Raw genomic sequence first — 18,646 nt, 5'->3', positions numbered from 1 at the left:
TAATGGTTATTCTTTTTACTTAATGGAAAAATTTCCCATTTTTAAGGTTCTATAAATTTAGAAACCAACTCTTTTTAATGATGCTTTTGAATTATCGAGCGGCCTTAATTATTATCAAGTGGTAACTATTTTATGGTTTATGCATACCCCTATTGGGATAAATTCCAGTTTAAAATGAGTATTAAAACCTTACTAATAGATGACAACCCCTTCATTTTGGAGCTGTTAAAAGATCATTTAGCTGAAAACCATAAACATTTAAATGTGGTAGGTATAGCTACCAATGGCGAAGAAGGCATTGAAATGATACATTCTCTAAAACCCGAATTGTTATTCCTTGATGTAGAAATGCCAGACATGACAGGGTTTGAAATGCTTAACACTGTTACCAATATTGACTTTAAAACCATTTTCATTACTTCACATAGTCATTATGCCATAAAAGCTATACGGTTTAATGCATTGGACTATCTTTTAAAACCTTTTAATACCGAAGAACTAAAAAATGCCATCAATAGGTTTTCCAATCAAAAAAATAGAATCTTAAATCAAGAAAAGGTAAAAAATGCCTTATCAAACCAAAAGGTAAAACACATTAAAGACCAAACGCTATTATTGCCTAACCATTCGGGAACCTTACGTTTAAAATTAAAGTCTATTAAATACATTGAAGGCGATAGAAATTACAGTAAATTGATTTTGCAGAACGGAAACCAAGAATTGTCTTCGAAAAATTTGGGCTATTTTGAGGATATTTTAGGCGATTTTGGGTTCTTTAGATGTCACCGATCAATGATGATCAACCAACATTTCATAGAAAAAATGGAAAATCAAGCATTTTTTTTTCAAGACGGCACTTCAATTGAAATCTCTAGGAGAAAGCTTAAATCTGCAAAAGAATGGTTTCATCATTTTCGCGAAGACAGGCACTAAACTACTCACCCTTAAATCATTTAAAAAACAATAGCAGCCTAAAACTTTTTCAAAGCAGGCAACACCCAAATGAACCAAAGCAAGTACATGAAAGATGCTCAGAAAAAAAAATTCAAAAAAATCAAAAACAGAGTTGTTTTGTATGAAGTATGTACTTATATTTGCACCGCCTTTTTGAGGAACGCTCTTAAAGTTTTGGTCGCGTAGCTCAGTTGGATAGAGCATCTGCCTTCTAAGCAGACGGTCACAGGTTCGAATCCTGTCGCGATCACAAAAAGCCTTACTAGAAATAGTAAGGCTTTTTTGTTTTTATGTATATCGTTAAGATATATTCTTCGAGGGGAACAATACCTCTCTAGCCAATTTTAAGAACAATATTCCTATTCTGGGTATTCAATCCGTAAATGGTAAATATTGGCCAATTTGCTCTTTAAAACCTTCTTGATAGCTTCAATTTCCTTAAAGGTAATGTTGGCATTCAAAAACTGACCACTCTCCATCTGCTTCCCTATAATGGATTCTACAAACTTGTCGATTTTGGTTGAAGAAGGTTCCTTTAAACTTTTGGAGGCCGCCTCTACGCTATCGCACATCATTAAAATGGCAGTTTCCTTACTAAATGGCTTTGGTCCTGGATACCTAAATTCTTCCTTATTCAAATTCTCATCAATTTCACGCTCCTTTAAGTAAAAATAATACACTAGACTCATTCCATGGTGCGTTCTTATAAAATCAATCACGCGGTCTGGCAGGTTGTTCTTTTTGGCAATTTCAATACCATCTATCACGTGATCTATGATAATTCTAGCACTTTCCTTTGGAGACAATTCATCATGAGGATTGATACCTGTAGATTGGTTTTCGGTGAAATAGGTAGGATTCTTCATTTTACCAATATCGTGGTACAAGGCTCCTACCCTCACCAACATGGCATTCGCTCCAATTTCATTGGCCGAAGCTTCAGCCAAATTGGCCACGTTTAAGGAGTGGTGAAAAGTTCCTGGCGCTTTATTGGCCAATTCCTTCAACAGTTTAGAATTGGTATCTGAAAGCTCCAATAAAGACACATCTGACACCAACCCGAACAATTTCTCATATATGTAAATTAAAGGCTGAACGAACAAAGTGGCAAGTCCACACAAAATAAACAATCCAAATGTTCCCCATTTTAGGCTAGCCACACTTCCTTCATGAATCACGAAAAAGGCGAAATAGGCAATAATGTAAATAAGGGTAATCTGCCCTACGGAAATAAACAAATTGGCTCGTTTATAAAGTTCTGAAACCGTTAAAATGGTTACAATTCCCGCAATAATCTGAAGGAAAATATACTCATAACTATTAGGCACAATAAACCCAAGGAGCAATACCGTAAGCACATGAGAAAACAAGCCTAAACGCGCATCAAAAAAGGCTTTCAACACCAAAGGAAGAATACACAACGGAATTACATAAACATACCTCGAATCGTAATTTACCACCAAGGTGGTCAATAATATCACGAATACAATATTGAAAAAAATGAAGGTGACTTTGGTATTGTCCAAAAACACTTCCATTCTATATTTCCTAAGGAATAAAAGCAGCATCAATAAGGCCAAGGCCACCAATAATGTGTAAGCAAAAATTACCCAGTTGTAGTTGGACTCACTCCAAACTTGGGATTCGTATTCTGATTTTAAGGATTCTAGAATATCATATTTCTTGCCTTCAACCAATTCACCTTTCGAAATAATCAAAGTTTCCTTTTCAATACTTCCCCTTGTTGGTGACACACGATCCAACTCTTCCTTCAAAGCATTATCTGTAATGGCTTTGTTCAAAGAAATATTTGGTTTGACAATATCGAAAAACAAGGACACAAAATTGGAATCATATTCAGATAAGTCTTCTTCAGCAAGTGATTGTTCCAAAATATTTATGAAAGCATTGGTCTTGGTAAGATCTTTATAGGTGATCGAGGCCACTTGGGTTTGGTTGTCCAAAAGCACAACGTTTTTGTCTGGTCCATAATTATAGCTGTCATCTAAAACACCATTTTTATATATACGCTCTATAACATCCTTCCCTATTTTGTACAATGCATTACTTTTTTGCTTGACACTGTCGGGAAATGCTCCTTTAAACTGGCTTTTATAGGATTGTAAAACGGTGCTTTTTACACCTTCATTTACATTGAAATAAATGGTACTGTTCTCTTGAATGGTCCTTTTTTCCTCATTGATTTCTGCTTGGGATTTTTTTATGGCAAAATTGAAGGGTGCATATAAGTTTTCAGACTGCCAAGGTTTTCCTTGTTCGAAACTGTATTTGAATTTTCCACTTTTAGGAAAGAGATATACAATCAATAAAGTGGTAGCAATAAACAGCAGTACTTTATACAAAAGCGCATGGTTTCTGTACCATTTATTTATTAGTTCATTCATAGCGTAGTATTGACACAATTTCAAATGTAAGAAATAAAGCCAAACTATTAAATTTTAAGAAATTCTAATTCCCGTCCCCTCGCTTATTCATTTTACAGCTATGCATTTCACAATGAATTACTTAAAATTTACGATAACGTTATAATACCATTTCGTTCCTAACTCTGTAAAAAAATGATTAATTTTGCTCGAACTAATACAAATGCATAACAATGAGTAAAGACGTCGTAATTGTGTCTGCAGCAAGGACACCAATAGGTAGTTTTTTAGGAAGTTTATCAACTATACCAGCCCCTAAATTGGGAGCTATCGCCATAAAAGGAGCTTTAGATAAAATCAACTTGAAACCAGAACTGGTACAGGAAGTTTTAATGGGTCATGTGGTTCAAGCCGGAGCTGGTCAAGCACCTGCTAGACAAGCAGCTATTTATGCAGGAATTCCTGATACAGTTCCTTGTACAACCGTAAACAAAGTATGTGCGTCTGGAATGAAAGCTGTGATGCAGGCTGCCCAATCTATTGCTTTAGGTGATGCGGATATCGTAGTTGCCGGAGGTATGGAAAACATGAGTTTGATTCCGCATTATATGCATGCCCGCATGGGAACAAAATTTGGTCCTGCAAGTTTAATTGACGGGATGCAAAAAGATGGTTTGGTAGATGCTTACGACCAAAATGCCATGGGTGTTTGTGCCGATGCTTGTGCAACCGAATATAACTTCTCCCGTGAAGACCAAGATGCTTTTGCTATTCAGTCTTATGAAAGATCTGCTGCTGCTTGGGAAGCTGGAAGATTCGACAATGAAGTAGTTCCTGTTGAAGTGCCTCAACGTCGTGGTGATGCTCTAGTTGTGAACAAAGATGAAGAGTTTACAAACGTAAAAATTGACAAGATTCCTTCTTTACGCCCTGCCTTCACAAAAGAAGGAACTGTTACTGCAGCCAATGCTTCTACCATTAATGATGGTGCTGGAGCTGTAGTCTTGATGAGCAGAGAAAAGGCTGAAGAATTAGGATTGCCCCCATTGGCTACCATAAAAAGTTATGCCGATGCAGCTCATGAGCCAAAATGGTTTACAACTGCTCCTGCCAAGGCCCTTCCTAAGGCATTGGACAAAGCAGGCATTGCTATAGAGGATGTAGATTTCTTTGAATTTAACGAAGCCTTTTCTGTAGTAGGATTGGCTAACATGAAACTTCTAGGATTAAATGATGATAAAGTAAACGTAAACGGTGGAGCCGTTTCATTAGGACATCCACTTGGGTGTTCTGGTGTTAGAATTATCATCACCCTTATAAATGTTTTGGAACAAAACAATGCTAAAATTGGAGCGGCTGCCATTTGTAATGGTGGCGGAGGAGCTTCTGCAATTGTTATTGAACGTAACTAAAACAGATACATGCAATACGGAATTTGTAACTTAAGCATTGTTCCTTTACGATTAGAGCCTTCCGATAAGAGTGAACTCGTTTCACAGGTTTTGTATGGAGATTTCTTTAAGGTGTTGGAACAGCGCAAACATTGGAGCAAAATCCGTTTGCATTTTGATAATTACGAAGGTTGGATAGACAACAAGCAATATCTTGAAATTGATCAAGAGAACTATAATACCTTGAAAGGTGAATTGCCTAAACTTTCCTCCGATCTTGTTGAATTTGTACAAGATGTCAATGACAACTTAATCACCATACCGTTAGGTTCGTCATTAAATGGCTTATCTGTGTTGGAACATCAACACGATGGTAATTTGGTTCAAGGAATTCAACCTAGAGAACAGCTGCTTAAAACTGCATTCACCTATTTGAACGCTCCTTATTTGTGGGGAGGAAAAACACCTTTTGGAATAGACTGCTCTGGTTTTACACAAATGGTTTACAAACTTAATGGTTACAAACTTTTACGAGATGCTTCGCAGCAAGCCACACAAGGGGAAGCATTAAGTTTTATTGAAGAAAGTGAACCTGGAGATTTAGCCTTTTTTGACAATAACGAAGGACATATTGTTCATGTTGGCATCATCATGGCTAACAATTACATTATCCATGCGCATGGTAAGGTAAGAATTGATCGTTTGGACCATTCTGGAATTTACAATGTAGACAAAAGGATGCACACCCATAAATTAAGAGTCATCAAAAAAATAATCTAACAAAAAAAGCTACTTGAAATTAAGTAGCTTTTTTTTATGATATATCCTTCAAGTTTTAGTTTCCGCTTTGGATCGCTTCAACTTTTGCTTTCATCTTTTTATAGTTATCAGTATCTCCAATAGCACTATAAATATTCATTAACGTTTGAGCCGCTTGCAAATTGTTAGGTTTTAACTGTAATGTTTTTTCTAAATAAGGAACAGCATCTCTATACAATTGCATACGTTGCTCCTTCAATTCGTCATAACGTCTATTATCAGCCGAAGAGTTACCCAAACCATTCATTTCTTCAATGATGCTTTGCTCACCGGCTAACGTTACAACTGCAAGGTTATTGTAAGCATCAACATACCCAGGATCTAATTCAATAGCCTTTTTGTAATATGCTTTTGCAGCTTCTGTTTCACCTGCTTCTGCAGAAATAACACCTAAGTTATATTGTAACTCTGGATTATTTGGATCTTTAACAGTTGCTTCCTGCATTAAACCTTTGAATTTCTCTTTATTACCCATTTTCAAATGCAAATTGGCTTCAGTCAACAATAAGTTAAAATCATCTGGATTCTGCTTTCTAGCATCATCAATTGCTTCAATAGCTTTTTCAGTATCCCCTTTAGACACATAAATCAAAGCGATGTTTTTGATGATTTCGGCAGACTTTGGATCTGTCTTTCTTACTGAAGGCTTGATGTGAGTTCCTGCCTTTACACTAATATCACGTAAAGATGCTGAACCGAAAGTTTCAACCTCATTACTTGCTTTATTTATAGCTGTATACTCAGTTTCAACTCCTTCATAACCTAAATCTCTTAATTCTTCATAATACTCCAAAGAGGTATCATAATCTTTAGCAGTTACAGCAGTAGAAGCTGCATAATAAAGATATAAAGTGTCTTGTGGAGACATTCTGTAAGCTTGCTCGAATCCTTTTGAAGATTTCATATAATCTTTCGCCTCAAGTGCAGAATTTGCATCGGTTAAGAATCCATTTAACATCTGTTGCTTCATTTCATCAACATCGCTAGAATACTTTACTTTACCATCGGCACTTTCAATAGCTTTAACTTTATCCAAACTTTCAATTGCTTGTTCTATATCAGCTTCTGATCCAGTCCCATTAGCATACAAAGCCTGACCTTTAAGGAAATAAAATTTAGCCTGAGTTTTAGAATCTGTACCTGATATTAATGACTCTGCTGAATTGATTGCCGTTTTGGCATCTGCATAATTTCCAGATTTAATAGCCTTTTCAGCATCCTTAAGTTCATTCTTTTGTGCATAGGTGAAAGAACCTGCCAAAAGAGCCAAAGCAACTGCCAGTTGCTTTTTATTCACAATACTTCTCTGAATTGAGTATTTATGATTGTTCATTGAAAAATTCATTTTGAATTACTATTTATTAATATTAGTTATTTTTATTCTTGTGCATTGTCGATGGCTGCACCATCTTCATTTGCGGTTTCGATATCTTCTGCTGCTCCTTCAATCTCTTCTTGCTCGTCCTTCATTACCTTAGCAACAGCGGCGATAGAATCTTTTCCTTTCAAACTGATAAGTCTAACACCTTGTGTAGCTCTTCCCATTACACGTAAATCCTTAACCGCAATTCTAATGGCGATACCAGATTTATTAATGATCATCAAATCATCTTCATCAGTAACGGTTTTTATAGCCACAAGACTTCCTGTTTTTTCAGTAATGGAAATAGTTTTCACACCTTTACCTCCACGGTTGGTAATTCTGTACACTGGTTCTCCATCTTCCGGATCGTCAATATAGGTACGTTTTCCATAACCGTTTTCAGACACTACCAAAACAGATTCTTCCTGAGGATTCTCAATGGCAATCATACCTATTACTTCATCTGTATCCGTAGCTAAAGTAATACCTCGTACTCCAGAAGCACTACGTCCCATAGGTCGTGTTTTCGCTTCCTCAAATCGAATGGCCTTACCTGATTTCAATGCCAGCATTACTTGACTGTTACCAGTAGTAAGTCTTGCTTCTAATAGCTCATCGTCCTCCTTAATGGTAATAGCGTTGATACCATTGGTTCTTGGTCTAGAATACTGCTCCAATGACGTTTTCTTAACCTGACCTTGTTTGGTAGCCATGATTACATAGTGGCTATTGATGTATTCTTCATCCTTCAAATCTTGAGTACAGATGAACGCTTTCACCTTATCATCCTGCTCTATGTTGATCAAGTTTTGGATAGCTCTTCCCTTAGAAGTTTTACTTCCTTCTGGAATTTCATAAACACGCATCCAGAAACATTTTCCTTTTTGGGTGAAAAACAACATGTACTGGTGGTTGGTCCCTACAAACAAATGCTCCAAGAAATCTTCGTTTCTTGTTGTTGATGCTTTTTGCCCAACTCCTCCTCTATGTTGAAGCTTATATTCACTCAATGATGTACGTTTGATATAACCCGCATGCGAAATGGTAATTACCACTTGGGCATCAGGAATCATATCTTCAATACTTAAATCACCTCCAGCATACTCGATAATAGAACGTCTGTCGTCACCATACTTTTCCTTAACTACCAAAAGTTCTTCCTTGATGATTTCCATTCTTCGCTCTTTCTTAGCAAGAATATCCTTCAAGTCTTCAATAGTCTTCATCAATTCTTCATATTCAGTACGAAGTTTGTCTTGCTCCAGTCCTGTTAACTGACGCAATCTCATTTCAACAATTGCCTTCGCTTGAATTTCTGAAAGCTTGAAACGCTCGATCAACTTCTCTCTTGCTTCTTCTGCATTTGAAGAGGCTCTGATTAATGCAATAACTTCATCAATATTATCCGAAGCAATAATTAACCCTTCCAAAATGTGGGCACGCTCTTCAGCTTTGCGCAATTCGTAAGTTGTTCTTCTTACTACAACCTCATGTCTGTGCTCCACAAAATGATAAATCAAATCTTTTAGATTCAACAATTGTGGACGCCCATTCACCAGTGCAATATTATTAACACTGAACGACGATTGAAGCGCTGTATATTTGTAAAGTTTGTTTAAAACAATGTTTGGAATAGCATCTCGTTTAAGTACATAAACGATACGCATTCCGTTTCTATCGGATTCGTCACGAATGGTAGAAATTCCTTCCAGTTTCTTATCGTTAACCAAGTCGGCCGTCTTCTTGATCATTTCGGCCTTATTCACCAAATAAGGGATTTCTGTTACCACAATGCATTCGCGGCCTTGAACTTCCTCAATATTGGCAATACCTCTAATAACGATTCTTCCTCTACCTGTTTTGAATGCTTCCTTAACACCATCATACCCGTAAATAGTACCTCCTGTTGGAAAATCAGGCGCCTTAATATGGGTCATCAACTCCTCTATTTCAATATCGTTGTTATCAATATAAGCAACAGTTCCATCTACAACTTCAGAAATGTTGTGTGGAGGCATATTGGTAGCCATCCCTACTGCAATCCCTGAAGCACCATTCACCAACAATCCTGGAATTCTGGTAGGCAATACAGTTGGTTCTTGTAAAGTATCGTCAAAGTTAAGTTTGTGGTCTACGGTTTCCTTTTCAATGTCTGCCAACATATCTTCGGAAATCTTACGCATACGCGCCTCTGTATAACGCATTGCTGCAGGGCTATCTCCGTCAATGGAACCAAAGTTCCCCTGCCCGTCTACCAACATATAACGCAAGCTCCATTCCTGAGCCATACGTACCATTGTATCATAAACAGAACTGTCTCCGTGAGGGTGGTACTTACCTAAAACCTCTCCAACAATTCTGGCCGATTTTTTATAAGGTGAATTGGATCTTACACCAAGCTCATGCATCCCAAACAATACACGTCTGTGCACTGGCTTCAATCCGTCTCTAACATCTGGCAAAGCACGTGACACAATGACCGACATTGAATAGTCAATGTAGGCCGATTTCATTTCATCTTCAATGTTAATTGGAATGAGTTTTTCTCCTTCTACCATATATATTTAATTAGATTTTTTGTAGGTTTTCAAATCGTGCTAATATAAGTATTTTGTTAGTCCTTATCCGACTTTTAAGAGGGTTTTTTAACTTTTTTTATTAACAAATATAAGGCCTTCTTTCGTTAATAAGTAAAAGTCTAAAAGTTTTGAATTTTTAAACTTTTTTCCTCTATTAGCTTTTATGAAACATTTAAGGTACAGTTTTTGCCTTTATAACTATGTTTTTTATTATTTTTAATGCAGAAAGGATTTTTAATTATGGACGATAATTTTTCCCCAAGAGTCAAGGACGTCATTGCTTACAGTAAAGAGGAAGCACTACGACTTGGCCATGATTTTATAGGTACCGAACATTTAATGCTGGGCCTACTTCGTGATGGCAGTGGAAAAGCAATTGATATATTGAGTGCCCTTGATATAGATTTGAACCATTTAAGGCGCAAGGTTGAAATATTGAGCCCAGCAAATTCTAATGTGGCAACTGCCTCTAACGAAAAAAAGAACCTACATCTCACTAGGCAGGCAGAGCGTGCTTTAAAGACCACCTTTTTGGAGGCAAAACTGTTTCAAAGCACATCTATCAATACAGCGCATTTGCTGCTATGTATCTTAAGAAACGAAAACGACCCCACAACCAAGCTTTTGAACAAGCTAAAAGTGGATTATGATAACGTTAAAGAGCAATTTAAATTTATGATTACAAACGATGATGACTTTTTGGAATCTCCAAAAGCCGAGTCTTACTCAGACGACGATATGGCCGATGACGATGATTCTAAACAAAACCCTTTTGGTCAATCTTCATCTAAAACAACAAAAAAATCTAAGACCCCAGTTCTAGACAATTTTGGTAGAGATCTCACCGTATTGGCAGAAGAAGGCAAACTAGACCCTGTTGTTGGTAGAGAAAAAGAAATACAACGTGTGTCTCAAATATTGAGCAGACGTAAAAAGAACAACCCGCTTCTTATTGGAGAACCTGGAGTTGGTAAATCTGCTATTGCGGAAGGTTTGGCACTGCGTATCGTAAAACGAAAAGTATCTAGAATCCTTTTCAACAAGCGAGTAGTGACTTTAGACCTGGCAAGTTTGGTGGCAGGAACGAAATACCGTGGCCAGTTTGAAGAGCGCATGAAAGCCGTGATGAACGAGCTTGAGAAAAATGACGACATCATTCTTTTTATTGACGAGATTCATACCATTGTAGGTGCCGGAGGTGCTACAGGAAGTTTGGACGCTTCAAATATGTTCAAACCAGCTTTGGCACGTGGAGAAATTCAATGTATAGGCGCTACCACTTTGGACGAATACAGACAGTATATTGAAAAAGATGGTGCTTTAGAGCGTCGTTTCCAAAAGGTAATTGTAGAACCTACAAGTGTGGAAGAAACTATTGAAATCCTTAACAACGTTAAGGAAAAATATGAAGACCACCATAATGTAGATTACACTCCTGAAGCCATTGAGGCCTGTGTAAAATTGACTAATAGATACATGACCGATCGATTTTTACCGGACAAGGCTATAGATGCTTTGGATGAGGCTGGATCGAGAGTACATATTACCAATATTGAAGTTCCGAAGCAAATTTTGGAATTGGAGAAAAAGCTAGAAGAAGTTAGGGAAACCAAAAATACGGTTGTTAAAAAACAAAAGTATGAAGAGGCAGCCAAACTTCGAGATGACGAAAAACGCCTGGAGAAAGAATTGGCCGTGGCCCAAGAAAAATGGGAAGAAGAAACCAAACTTCACCGTGAAGTTGTTACTGAAGATAACGTTGCTGATGTGGTATCGATGATGACAGGTATTCCCGTTAACAGAATAGCACAAACAGAAAGCAACAAATTAGCCAAGTTACCTGAACACATCAAAGGTAAAGTTATTGGTCAAGATGAAGCTGTAGCTAAGGTTGTAAAGGCAATTCAACGCAACAGAGCTGGTCTTAAGGATCCTAACAAACCTATTGGGTCGTTTATCTTTTTAGGGCAAACTGGAGTTGGAAAAACCCAATTAGCCAAAGTATTGGCCCGAGAATTATTTGACAGCGAGGATGCTCTTATCAGAATTGATATGAGTGAGTATATGGAGAAATTTGCAATTTCCAGACTTGTCGGAGCACCTCCGGGATATGTAGGTTATGAAGAAGGCGGACAATTAACCGAGAAGGTTCGTCGTAAGCCTTACGCCGTAATCCTTTTGGATGAGATTGAAAAGGCGCATCCAGATGTATTCAACATGCTTTTACAGGTATTAGATGACGGGTATCTTACTGATAGTTTAGGAAGAAAAATAGATTTTAGAAATTCTATTATCATCATGACTTCCAACATTGGCGCTAGAAAACTTAAAGATTTTGGACAAGGTGTTGGTTTTGGAACTGCTGCAAGAGAAGCCCAAGCTCATGACAACTCAAAAAGCATTATTGAAAATGCCTTGAAAAAAGCATTCGCGCCAGAATTCTTAAATAGAATTGATGATGTCATTGTGTTCAATGCTTTAGAAAAATCAGATATCGATAAAATCATTGATATTGAACTTGCCAAGCTTGTTGAGCGCATCAAAGGTTTAGGTTACGAACTTAAATTGAGTGATAAAGCCAAAGATTATATCGCAGATAAAGGCTTCGATAAACAGTATGGAGCGCGACCTTTAAAACGTGCTATTCAAAAGTATATTGAAGATGCTTTGGCAGAAGAAATCATCAATGCCCAATTACAGGAAGGCGATACTATTTTTATGGACTTAGATTCAAAAACTGAAGAGTTAACCATAAAAATAGAAAAGGCTGAAAAGCATACAGAGTCTTAAATAGATATTTTATATTTATTAAAAGGGTCCTTGTAAAACAAGGACCCTTTTCTATTTTAACACAACCTCAAGGAAACCAATTCACTTCCCCTATTACATATAAAATACACAACCAACAATTCATACTTTCCCTCCCCCAATACCTAAAAATAACTTTAATTGTTAATAATTGATTAATTAGCATACAGGGAAACATATTTCTATTATTTTTGAATGAACACAAAAACTTTATCATGAAGAAAACATTGTCCCTTTTACTGATTGCTTCGGCATTTGCATGTAAGCAAGAAGCACCACCTAAAGATTACGTTACTTTTTCAGGACAAATAACAAAACCAAACAGTGATTCCCTTACTGTTAGAAACCGTACTTATTCAAAAACTATTAAGGTAGCTACAGATGGTAGCTTTAGCGACACTCTTAAAGTAGATCCTGGCGTATACAGCTTGTTTGATGGTGCTGAAAGCACTATGATGTACCTAAAAAATGGTTACGACATCAAACTTACATTGGACACCAACCAATTTGATGAAACTGTATCCTATTCTGGAGCAGGATCGGAAAACAGCAACTTTTTAGCTAAAAAATCCCTTAAGGAAGAAGAATTACTTGACCTTGATAAATTAAGCCAATTGGACAACATGGAAGCTTTGGACAATTCCATTGAATCCATTAAAAATGAATTGACTACATTTTACAATTCAGATGCCACTGTGGACTCCACAATCGTTGCTGATGCCATGAAAAATGTAGATCCTATGCTTAAATCTTATCATAGATATTTAGCGAGTTCCATTACTTTGAAACAAGACCTTCCACAAGGAAGCCCTTCTCCAGTTTTTGAAAATTTCGAAAATCACAAAGGAGGGACCACTTCCTTAAGTGATTTAAAAGGTAAATATGTTTACGTAGACGTATGGGCTACCTGGTGCGGACCTTGTAAGGCTGAGATTCCTCACCTAAAACGTATTGAAGAGGAATACCATGATAAAAACATCCAGTTTGTAAGTATTTCTGTTGATGACGGAAGAGGTTTCAAAGGTGAAAATCCTGAAGCCGCTGCAGCTGCTGCCAAAGAAGGTTGGAAAAACATGGTTTCAGAAAAAGAATTGGGAGGCATCCAATTATTGGCTGACAAAGGATGGAAATCGGATTTTGTTCAAAACTACAAAATCAACGGGATTCCTAGATTTATCCTAATTGATCCACAAGGAAATATTGTGACTCCAGATGCTCCTAGACCTTCAAGCGCAGGTTTGGTAAAACTATTGGAAGAATTAGACATTTAATTAATTGTCCTTGATATAAAAAAGGCCAGCTTAATTAAGTGGGCCTTTTCCATTTTATTCTATTCATTATTCTTTTCCTGCTCTTCCATTCCTGGCTGTTTAAACAGATCTAAATAAGCTTCCCCTATAGCCTCTATAACAACACTCGCATTAAGGGCTTGATATCCTAAATCCATTACTGCAATATCAGCCGCTTTGCCATGTAAATACACTCCAAACAATGCTGCCATCAATGGTTCATAGCCTTGCGAAAGCATACCAGTAATTACTCCTGTAAGAACATCACCAGTCCCCGCAGTTGCCAATCCAGGGTTTCCTGTTGAATTTACATAAATTCTATCTCTAAACACGGTCATGGTATTGGCTCCTTTTACTATCACAATAAGATTGTACTTAGATGTAAACGTCTTAATTTTTTCGAGTTTGTCAAAATCATCCTTCCACTCTCCTATCAAACGCTTCAACTCTTTTGGGTGTGGCGTTAAAATGGTTTGCGGCTGCAACAATTCCAATAACTTTTTATTGGCGGCTAACATGTTAATGCCATCGGCATCAACTACCAAAGGCCCACTATACCTTTTTAAAAATCCTTCAAAAGCTGAAACGGTCTTTTTATCTATCCCCATCCCTACGCCAATCCCTATCGCAGAAGGTTTCAATTCAAAAGAGATGTCAGTAAGCAATTCATCTTCGTTATCTGTCATTACCATTGCTTCCGGAAATGAAGACTGCAGCGGGACATAGCCACATTTGGGCACATAGGCTGTAATCAATCCTGCTCCAGCGGTCAAAGCTGCTCTAGAGGCCAAAGTAACAGCTCCAATTTTGCCATAACTTCCCCCAATAATCATGGCGTGACCAAAATCGCCTTTATGACAAAATTTATCTCGAGGTTTATAGACGGACAGCATTTCGAATTTCCCTATCAGTTCAGCTTCTGTTTTAACCTGTTGTAAATAGGAAGGATCAATACCAATATCCAATATTTCCCATTCTGTAGTAAACTTACCTGTTTCCGGTAAAAAGAACACCAATTTAGAGGTTTGGAAACTCAATGTGTAATTGGCCCAAACCACGCCATTTTCATCTTCAGGCACTCGATCCGTAAACAAACCCGAAGGAATATCCACTGATAATGTAAACGCCTTTGAGGCCCTAAAATGCTGGAAAAGTTTTTTGACCCAATCATGAGCAGGCCGATTCAATCCAATTCCAAAAACGGCATCCACAATAATAGCATCTGGAGTAATATTTGGGAATTCATCTTCTTCATTCAACAATACTGGCCAGTTTTTGGAAGCTTGTTTAATTCGATCATAATTGATCAAAAAATCTTTGGAACGTTTATCGCTATAATTCACAATATAGGTATTCACATTATAGCCATAATTGATCAAGTGGCGAGACAACACCAAACCATCCCCTCCATTGTTTCCTATCCCGCAGAACACATGAATAGGAATTGGCTGTCCCTGCAATCTTGTATGGATCCAATTAAAAATTTTGGTAGCGGCCCGTTCCATCAATTCGGTGGAACTAATGTTTTGGCGTTCGGCCGTAAGTCTATCTCCTTCATAGACTTGCTCTTTTGAGAGTATTTTCATAAGTGGGATACTATTTTTATATGTAAGACCTTGCTTAGCATTACATAATTCATTTTTCAACAGTTCAATTTCTCAATGCATTTTATGTTTAAATAAAAACTCAGAGCTTTTATTGTTAATTCCCTAAAAAGATTGAAATAGTTTTTTAATTAAAGTAAAAATAATACATTTGATAGGCATATGAATACGAAGTTAACATTAAATAGTAACACCTTTGACTCCCATGTTTTTACGGGAGCTGCTACTATTCATTTCATTTTTGGCATTACAACCCGTTTGGGTTGTTAACTATATTCTCTCCGTACACAATGTGCTGTCAAAGCACCAAAAGTCTAAAAACCTTTACTACAATCAAAATTGATTAAAAATGAACGTATTAAAATTTGGAGGAACGTCTGTAGGCTCTGCAGAAAACATAAACAAAGTCGTTAACATTCTAGAAAACTATGCCGAAAAATCCCCCTTGGTTTGTGTGGTTTCGGCCGTTGGAGGCGTTACTGACAAGCTTATCATTCTTGGTAAACTAGCACAAAACAAAGATGAAAGTTTCCAATCGGAATATGAAGAACTTAAAACCCTCCACTTGGAACTCCTTTCGGAATTAATCCCTAATGCAGGTCCTAAAGTGGTGAGTCAGCTTGAAGAAATTCTGAATGCTTTAAAAAGTCTTTTGGATGGTATTTTCCTTATCAACGAATTGTCACCAAAAACATCCGATAAATTAGTGAGTTTTGGAGAACTTCTCTCTTCCTTTATCATTACTGAAACTTTAAAAAGTAAAGGACTGGATGCGGTTAGAAAAAACAGCCAAGATTTTATCATCACCAATACTAACTATACAAAGGCAGATGTGATCTACGAACTGACATTGCCAAAAATCCAAGAATACTTTAAAACAGCTGAACAACAGGTAACCGTTTTACCTGGATTTGTAGCCACTTCCGAGCTTGGCGAAGCGACTACCTTGGGTCGTGGTGGATCAGACTTTACGGCGGCGATTGTCGCTACTGCTATTGAGGCTGAACAATTGGAAATTTGGACAGACGTAAGCGGTATGTATACCGCCAATCCAAAATTGGTAAAACAAGCCCAACCAATTGAAAAGCTCTCCTATCAGGAAGCCATGGAACTCTCGCATTTTGGAGCCAAAGTACTGTACCCGCCTACTATTCAGCCCGTATTGATCCAAAACATTCCTATTGTTATTAAAAACACTTTGGAGCCTGAAGCTCCAGGAACCTATATTACCAACGACGAACAATCCAATGGATTGACAGTAAGAGGTATCACCAATATTGACAATATTGCCCTTTTAACTTTGGAAGGCAACAGTATGGTGGGCATCCCAGGATTTTCAAAACGCCTATTTGAAACTCTTGCGATAAACAAAATAAATGTGATTCTTATTACTCAAGCGTCTTCGGAGCACACTATTTGTTTTGCTGTAGACGAGGCCGATGGGGACCATGCCAAGGAAGTTATCGACTTTAATTTTGGGTATGAAATAGCCCTTCGAAAAATCAATCCGATCCTTATTGAAAAGGATTTAGCTATTGTTGCCCTTGTAGGTGATAATATGAAAAGTCACCAAGGTATCAGTGGAAAAATGTTCAGTACGCTTGGTAAGAACAACATCAACATTAGGGCTATTGCGCAAGGCGCTTCCGAAAGGAACATCTCAACCGTTATTGCCCAACAGGACGTTAAAAAAGCGCTCAACACTTTACACGAAACCTTCTTTGAAGTAAAAACCAAACAGCTTAATGTTTTTATCAGTGGTGTTGGGAATGTAGGGGAACGATTGGTTGAACAAATTAATCAGCAAAAAAAATATCTAAGGGATACCCTAAAAATCAATTTAAGGGTGGTTGGATTGTCTAATTCCAGAACCATGCTTTTTGATGAAGATGGTATTCCGCTTAAAAATTGGAAAGAACTTCTGTCAAAAGGAGAAAAAGCCTCGATGGAAGGGTTCTTCAATCGTATTAAGTTGCTCAACCTTCGCAATAGCGTGTTTGTGGACGTCACGGCTAATGAAGACGTTGCAAAACTCTATGGGAAATATCTAAAAGAAAGTATTGCCGTGGTGGCCTGTAATAAAATTGCCTGCTCAAGTTCTTATGAAAACTATTCAGAACTTAAAAATTTATCAAGAAAGTATAACGCTCCTTTATTGTTTGAAACCAATGTAGGCGCAGGATTACCGGTTATTGACACTTTAAACAACCTCATCGCTTCTGGTGACAAAATCAAGAGCATTCAAGCGGTACTTTCAGGAAGTTTGAACTTTGTGTTTAACAACTTCAATGACACCACAAAATTTCATGACGTGGTAAAACAGGCTCAAGCCGAAGGGTATACAGAACCTGATCCGCGTATTGATTTAAGCGGTGTGGACGTTGCCAGAAAAATATTGATTTTAGCTAGGGAAAGTGGTTCAAAAATGGAACTTGAGGATATCACCAATCATTCCTTTTTAACCAAAGCTAATTTGGAAAGTAAGTCGGTGGATGATTTTTACAAAACCTTGATTGATGATGAAGCGCATTTCCAAAAATTATACAGCGATGCGAAGGCTAAAAATTGTCAATTGAAATATGTAGCAGAATTCAACGAAGGAAAGGCCTCTGTAGGTTTGCGCGAAATTCCCCAGGGACATCCATTTTATAATCTTGAAGGAAAGGATAACATCGTGATGTTTTACACCCACCGTTACATAGAACAGCCCATGATTATCAAAGGAGCTGGTGCTGGTGCTGATGTAACCGCTTCTGGTTTGTTTGCCGATATTATACGGACTGGAAATGACTAAGTCCAGTGTACATAAAGATGTAGCACAAACTGAAGCGACGCTTAAGGTCTTTAATGACTGTGCCTCCATGTATGATCAAAAGTATGTGGATATTTCAGCCTATGAACCTTCGGTCCTTCAGTTTTGTGAACTTCTTGACAACCATGACCAGCAATCCAAAATTTTGGAATTAGGTTGCGGGCCAGGCAATGTGACGCGTTTTGTTAAGGAGCGATTTCCAAACTTTAAGATTTCAGGAAGAGACCTCTCGCCTAACATGATTAACATTGCTTCTAAAAATGTGCCTTCGGCCAACTTTGAGGTGATGGATTGCCGAGACCTTGAAAGCATTCAAGAGGTCTATGATGGCGTGATGTATGCTTTTTTGTTCCCTTATCTTTCAAAAAGTGATGTGGAGCAACTTATTTCTGAAAGTTCCAGAATTCTGTCCAAAAATGGATATCTGTACATCAGTACAATTGCAGGAGATTATGAGTCATCCCAATGGACTGGATCCAAAAATTATCCAAAACTGCGTTTGTTCATTCATTATTATCGGGAAGAGGATTTAAGAACCATCTTAACCAAACATCATTTTCAAATTGTACATACAGAACAGTTGGTCAATCCAACGAATGGAGACAACGAATTGATTATTATAGCCAAAAAAAATTGAACCAAT

11 protein-coding genes and 1 tRNA gene are annotated in these 18,646 nt (G+C 37.5%); 8 read left to right on the top strand and 4 right to left on the bottom strand.

Going from position 1 to position 18,646, the window contains the following annotated elements; all coding sequences use genetic code 11:
• Window positions 1-174: 174 nt before the first annotated feature.
• Together ZA06_RS12270 and ZA06_RS12265 are read left to right on the top strand one after the other, a co-directional pair.
• Window positions 175-933 carry a LytR/AlgR family response regulator transcription factor gene (locus ZA06_RS12270; protein WP_053977765.1) on the top strand — a complete coding sequence of 253 codons (759 nt, stop codon included), beginning with the start codon at window positions 175-177 and terminating at the stop codon, window positions 931-933.
• Between the two features lie 197 nt (window positions 934-1,130).
• Window positions 1,131-1,204: transfer RNA gene (locus ZA06_RS12265), tRNA-Arg, on the top strand.
• 109 nt (window positions 1,205-1,313) lie between these two features.
• On the opposite strand, the gene ZA06_RS12260 is transcribed toward ZA06_RS12265, so the two are convergent.
• Window positions 1,314-3,359 carry an HD family phosphohydrolase gene (locus tag ZA06_RS12260; RefSeq protein ID WP_053977764.1) on the bottom strand — a complete coding sequence of 682 codons (2,046 nt, stop codon included), beginning with the start codon at window positions 3,357-3,359 and terminating at the stop codon, window positions 1,314-1,316.
• A 212-nt stretch (window positions 3,360-3,571) separates the two neighbouring features.
• Between ZA06_RS12260 and ZA06_RS12255 the strand changes: the two genes are divergently transcribed.
• Both ZA06_RS12255 and ZA06_RS12250 read left to right on the top strand, forming a co-directional pair.
• Entirely contained in the window at window positions 3,572-4,750 is a 1,179-nt protein-coding gene (locus ZA06_RS12255) for an acetyl-CoA C-acyltransferase (RefSeq protein WP_053977763.1), read from the top strand.
• 9 nt (window positions 4,751-4,759) lie between these two features.
• Complete coding sequence (locus tag ZA06_RS12250) at window positions 4,760-5,509, top strand: C40 family peptidase (RefSeq protein WP_053977762.1); 750 nt, start codon at window positions 4,760-4,762, stop codon at window positions 5,507-5,509.
• A 55-nt stretch (window positions 5,510-5,564) separates the two neighbouring features.
• Here the strand turns inward: ZA06_RS12250 and ZA06_RS12245 are convergent, their stop codons facing one another.
• Window positions 5,565-6,881, bottom strand: a complete 1,317-nt coding sequence (locus ZA06_RS12245) for a tetratricopeptide repeat protein (protein WP_053977761.1) — start codon at window positions 6,879-6,881, stop codon at window positions 5,565-5,567.
• A gap of 44 nt (window positions 6,882-6,925) precedes the next feature.
• Complete coding sequence (gyrA, locus tag ZA06_RS12240; protein WP_053977760.1) at window positions 6,926-9,469, bottom strand: DNA gyrase subunit A; 2,544 nt, start codon at window positions 9,467-9,469, stop codon at window positions 6,926-6,928.
• Between the two features lie 261 nt (window positions 9,470-9,730).
• Here gyrA and ZA06_RS12235 point away from each other — a divergent pair, with 261 nt between their 5' ends.
• Window positions 9,731-12,280 carry an ATP-dependent Clp protease ATP-binding subunit gene (locus ZA06_RS12235; protein WP_053978082.1) on the top strand — a complete coding sequence of 850 codons (2,550 nt, stop codon included), beginning with the start codon at window positions 9,731-9,733 and terminating at the stop codon, window positions 12,278-12,280.
• 233 nt (window positions 12,281-12,513) lie between these two features.
• Window positions 12,514-13,569 (top strand): redoxin family protein, encoded by a 1,056-nt coding sequence (locus ZA06_RS12230; protein ID WP_053977759.1) that lies wholly within the window; start codon window positions 12,514-12,516, stop codon window positions 13,567-13,569.
• A gap of 59 nt (window positions 13,570-13,628) precedes the next feature.
• Here ZA06_RS12230 and ZA06_RS12225 read toward each other — a convergent pair whose 3' ends face one another.
• The gene (locus tag ZA06_RS12225; protein WP_053978081.1) at window positions 13,629-15,173 is read right to left on the bottom strand and encodes a bifunctional ADP-dependent NAD(P)H-hydrate dehydratase/NAD(P)H-hydrate epimerase; all 1,545 of its coding nucleotides are present in this window, start codon (window positions 15,171-15,173) and stop codon (window positions 13,629-13,631) included.
• 367 nt (window positions 15,174-15,540) lie between these two features.
• Between ZA06_RS12225 and thrA the strand changes: the two genes are divergently transcribed.
• Both thrA and ZA06_RS12215 read left to right on the top strand, forming a co-directional pair.
• Window positions 15,541-17,985, top strand: a complete 2,445-nt coding sequence (thrA, locus tag ZA06_RS12220; RefSeq protein WP_053977758.1) for a bifunctional aspartate kinase/homoserine dehydrogenase I — start codon at window positions 15,541-15,543, stop codon at window positions 17,983-17,985.
• The gene (locus ZA06_RS12215) at window positions 17,978-18,640 is read left to right on the top strand and encodes a class I SAM-dependent DNA methyltransferase (protein WP_053977757.1); all 663 of its coding nucleotides are present in this window, start codon (window positions 17,978-17,980) and stop codon (window positions 18,638-18,640) included. Before thrA ends, ZA06_RS12215 begins: the two co-directional genes overlap by 8 nt.
• The last annotated feature ends 6 nt before the right edge of the window (window positions 18,641-18,646 follow it).

Origin of the sequence: Mangrovimonas xylaniphaga (assembly GCF_001280435.1) — a bacterium.
Lineage (GTDB): Bacteria > Bacteroidota > Bacteroidia > Flavobacteriales > Flavobacteriaceae > Mangrovimonas_A > Mangrovimonas_A xylaniphaga.
Note: the sequence above shows the minus strand (reverse complement) of the source record. Positions and strands in the feature narration are given on the sequence as shown.

Excerpts from the sequence above, each read along its gene's own strand:
- ZA06_RS12270 (WP_053977765.1), top strand. The coding sequence starts at position 175 with ATGAGTATTAAAACCTTACTAATAGATGACAACCCCTTCATTTTGGAG.
- ZA06_RS12260 (WP_053977764.1), bottom strand. The coding sequence starts at position 3,359 with ATGAATGAACTAATAAATAAATGGTACAGAAACCATGCGCTTTTGTAT.
- ZA06_RS12255 (WP_053977763.1), top strand. The coding sequence starts at position 3,572 with ATGAGTAAAGACGTCGTAATTGTGTCTGCAGCAAGGACACCAATAGGT.
- ZA06_RS12250 (WP_053977762.1), top strand. The coding sequence starts at position 4,760 with ATGCAATACGGAATTTGTAACTTAAGCATTGTTCCTTTACGATTAGAG.
- ZA06_RS12245 (WP_053977761.1), bottom strand. The coding sequence starts at position 6,881 with ATGAACAATCATAAATACTCAATTCAGAGAAGTATTGTGAATAAAAAG.
- gyrA (WP_053977760.1), bottom strand. The coding sequence starts at position 9,469 with ATGGTAGAAGGAGAAAAACTCATTCCAATTAACATTGAAGATGAAATG.
- ZA06_RS12235 (WP_053978082.1), top strand. The coding sequence starts at position 9,731 with ATGGACGATAATTTTTCCCCAAGAGTCAAGGACGTCATTGCTTACAGT.
- ZA06_RS12230 (WP_053977759.1), top strand. The coding sequence starts at position 12,514 with ATGAAGAAAACATTGTCCCTTTTACTGATTGCTTCGGCATTTGCATGT.
- ZA06_RS12225 (WP_053978081.1), bottom strand. The coding sequence starts at position 15,173 with ATGAAAATACTCTCAAAAGAGCAAGTCTATGAAGGAGATAGACTTACG.
- thrA (WP_053977758.1), top strand. The coding sequence starts at position 15,541 with ATGAACGTATTAAAATTTGGAGGAACGTCTGTAGGCTCTGCAGAAAAC.
- ZA06_RS12215 (WP_053977757.1), top strand. The coding sequence starts at position 17,978 with ATGACTAAGTCCAGTGTACATAAAGATGTAGCACAAACTGAAGCGACG.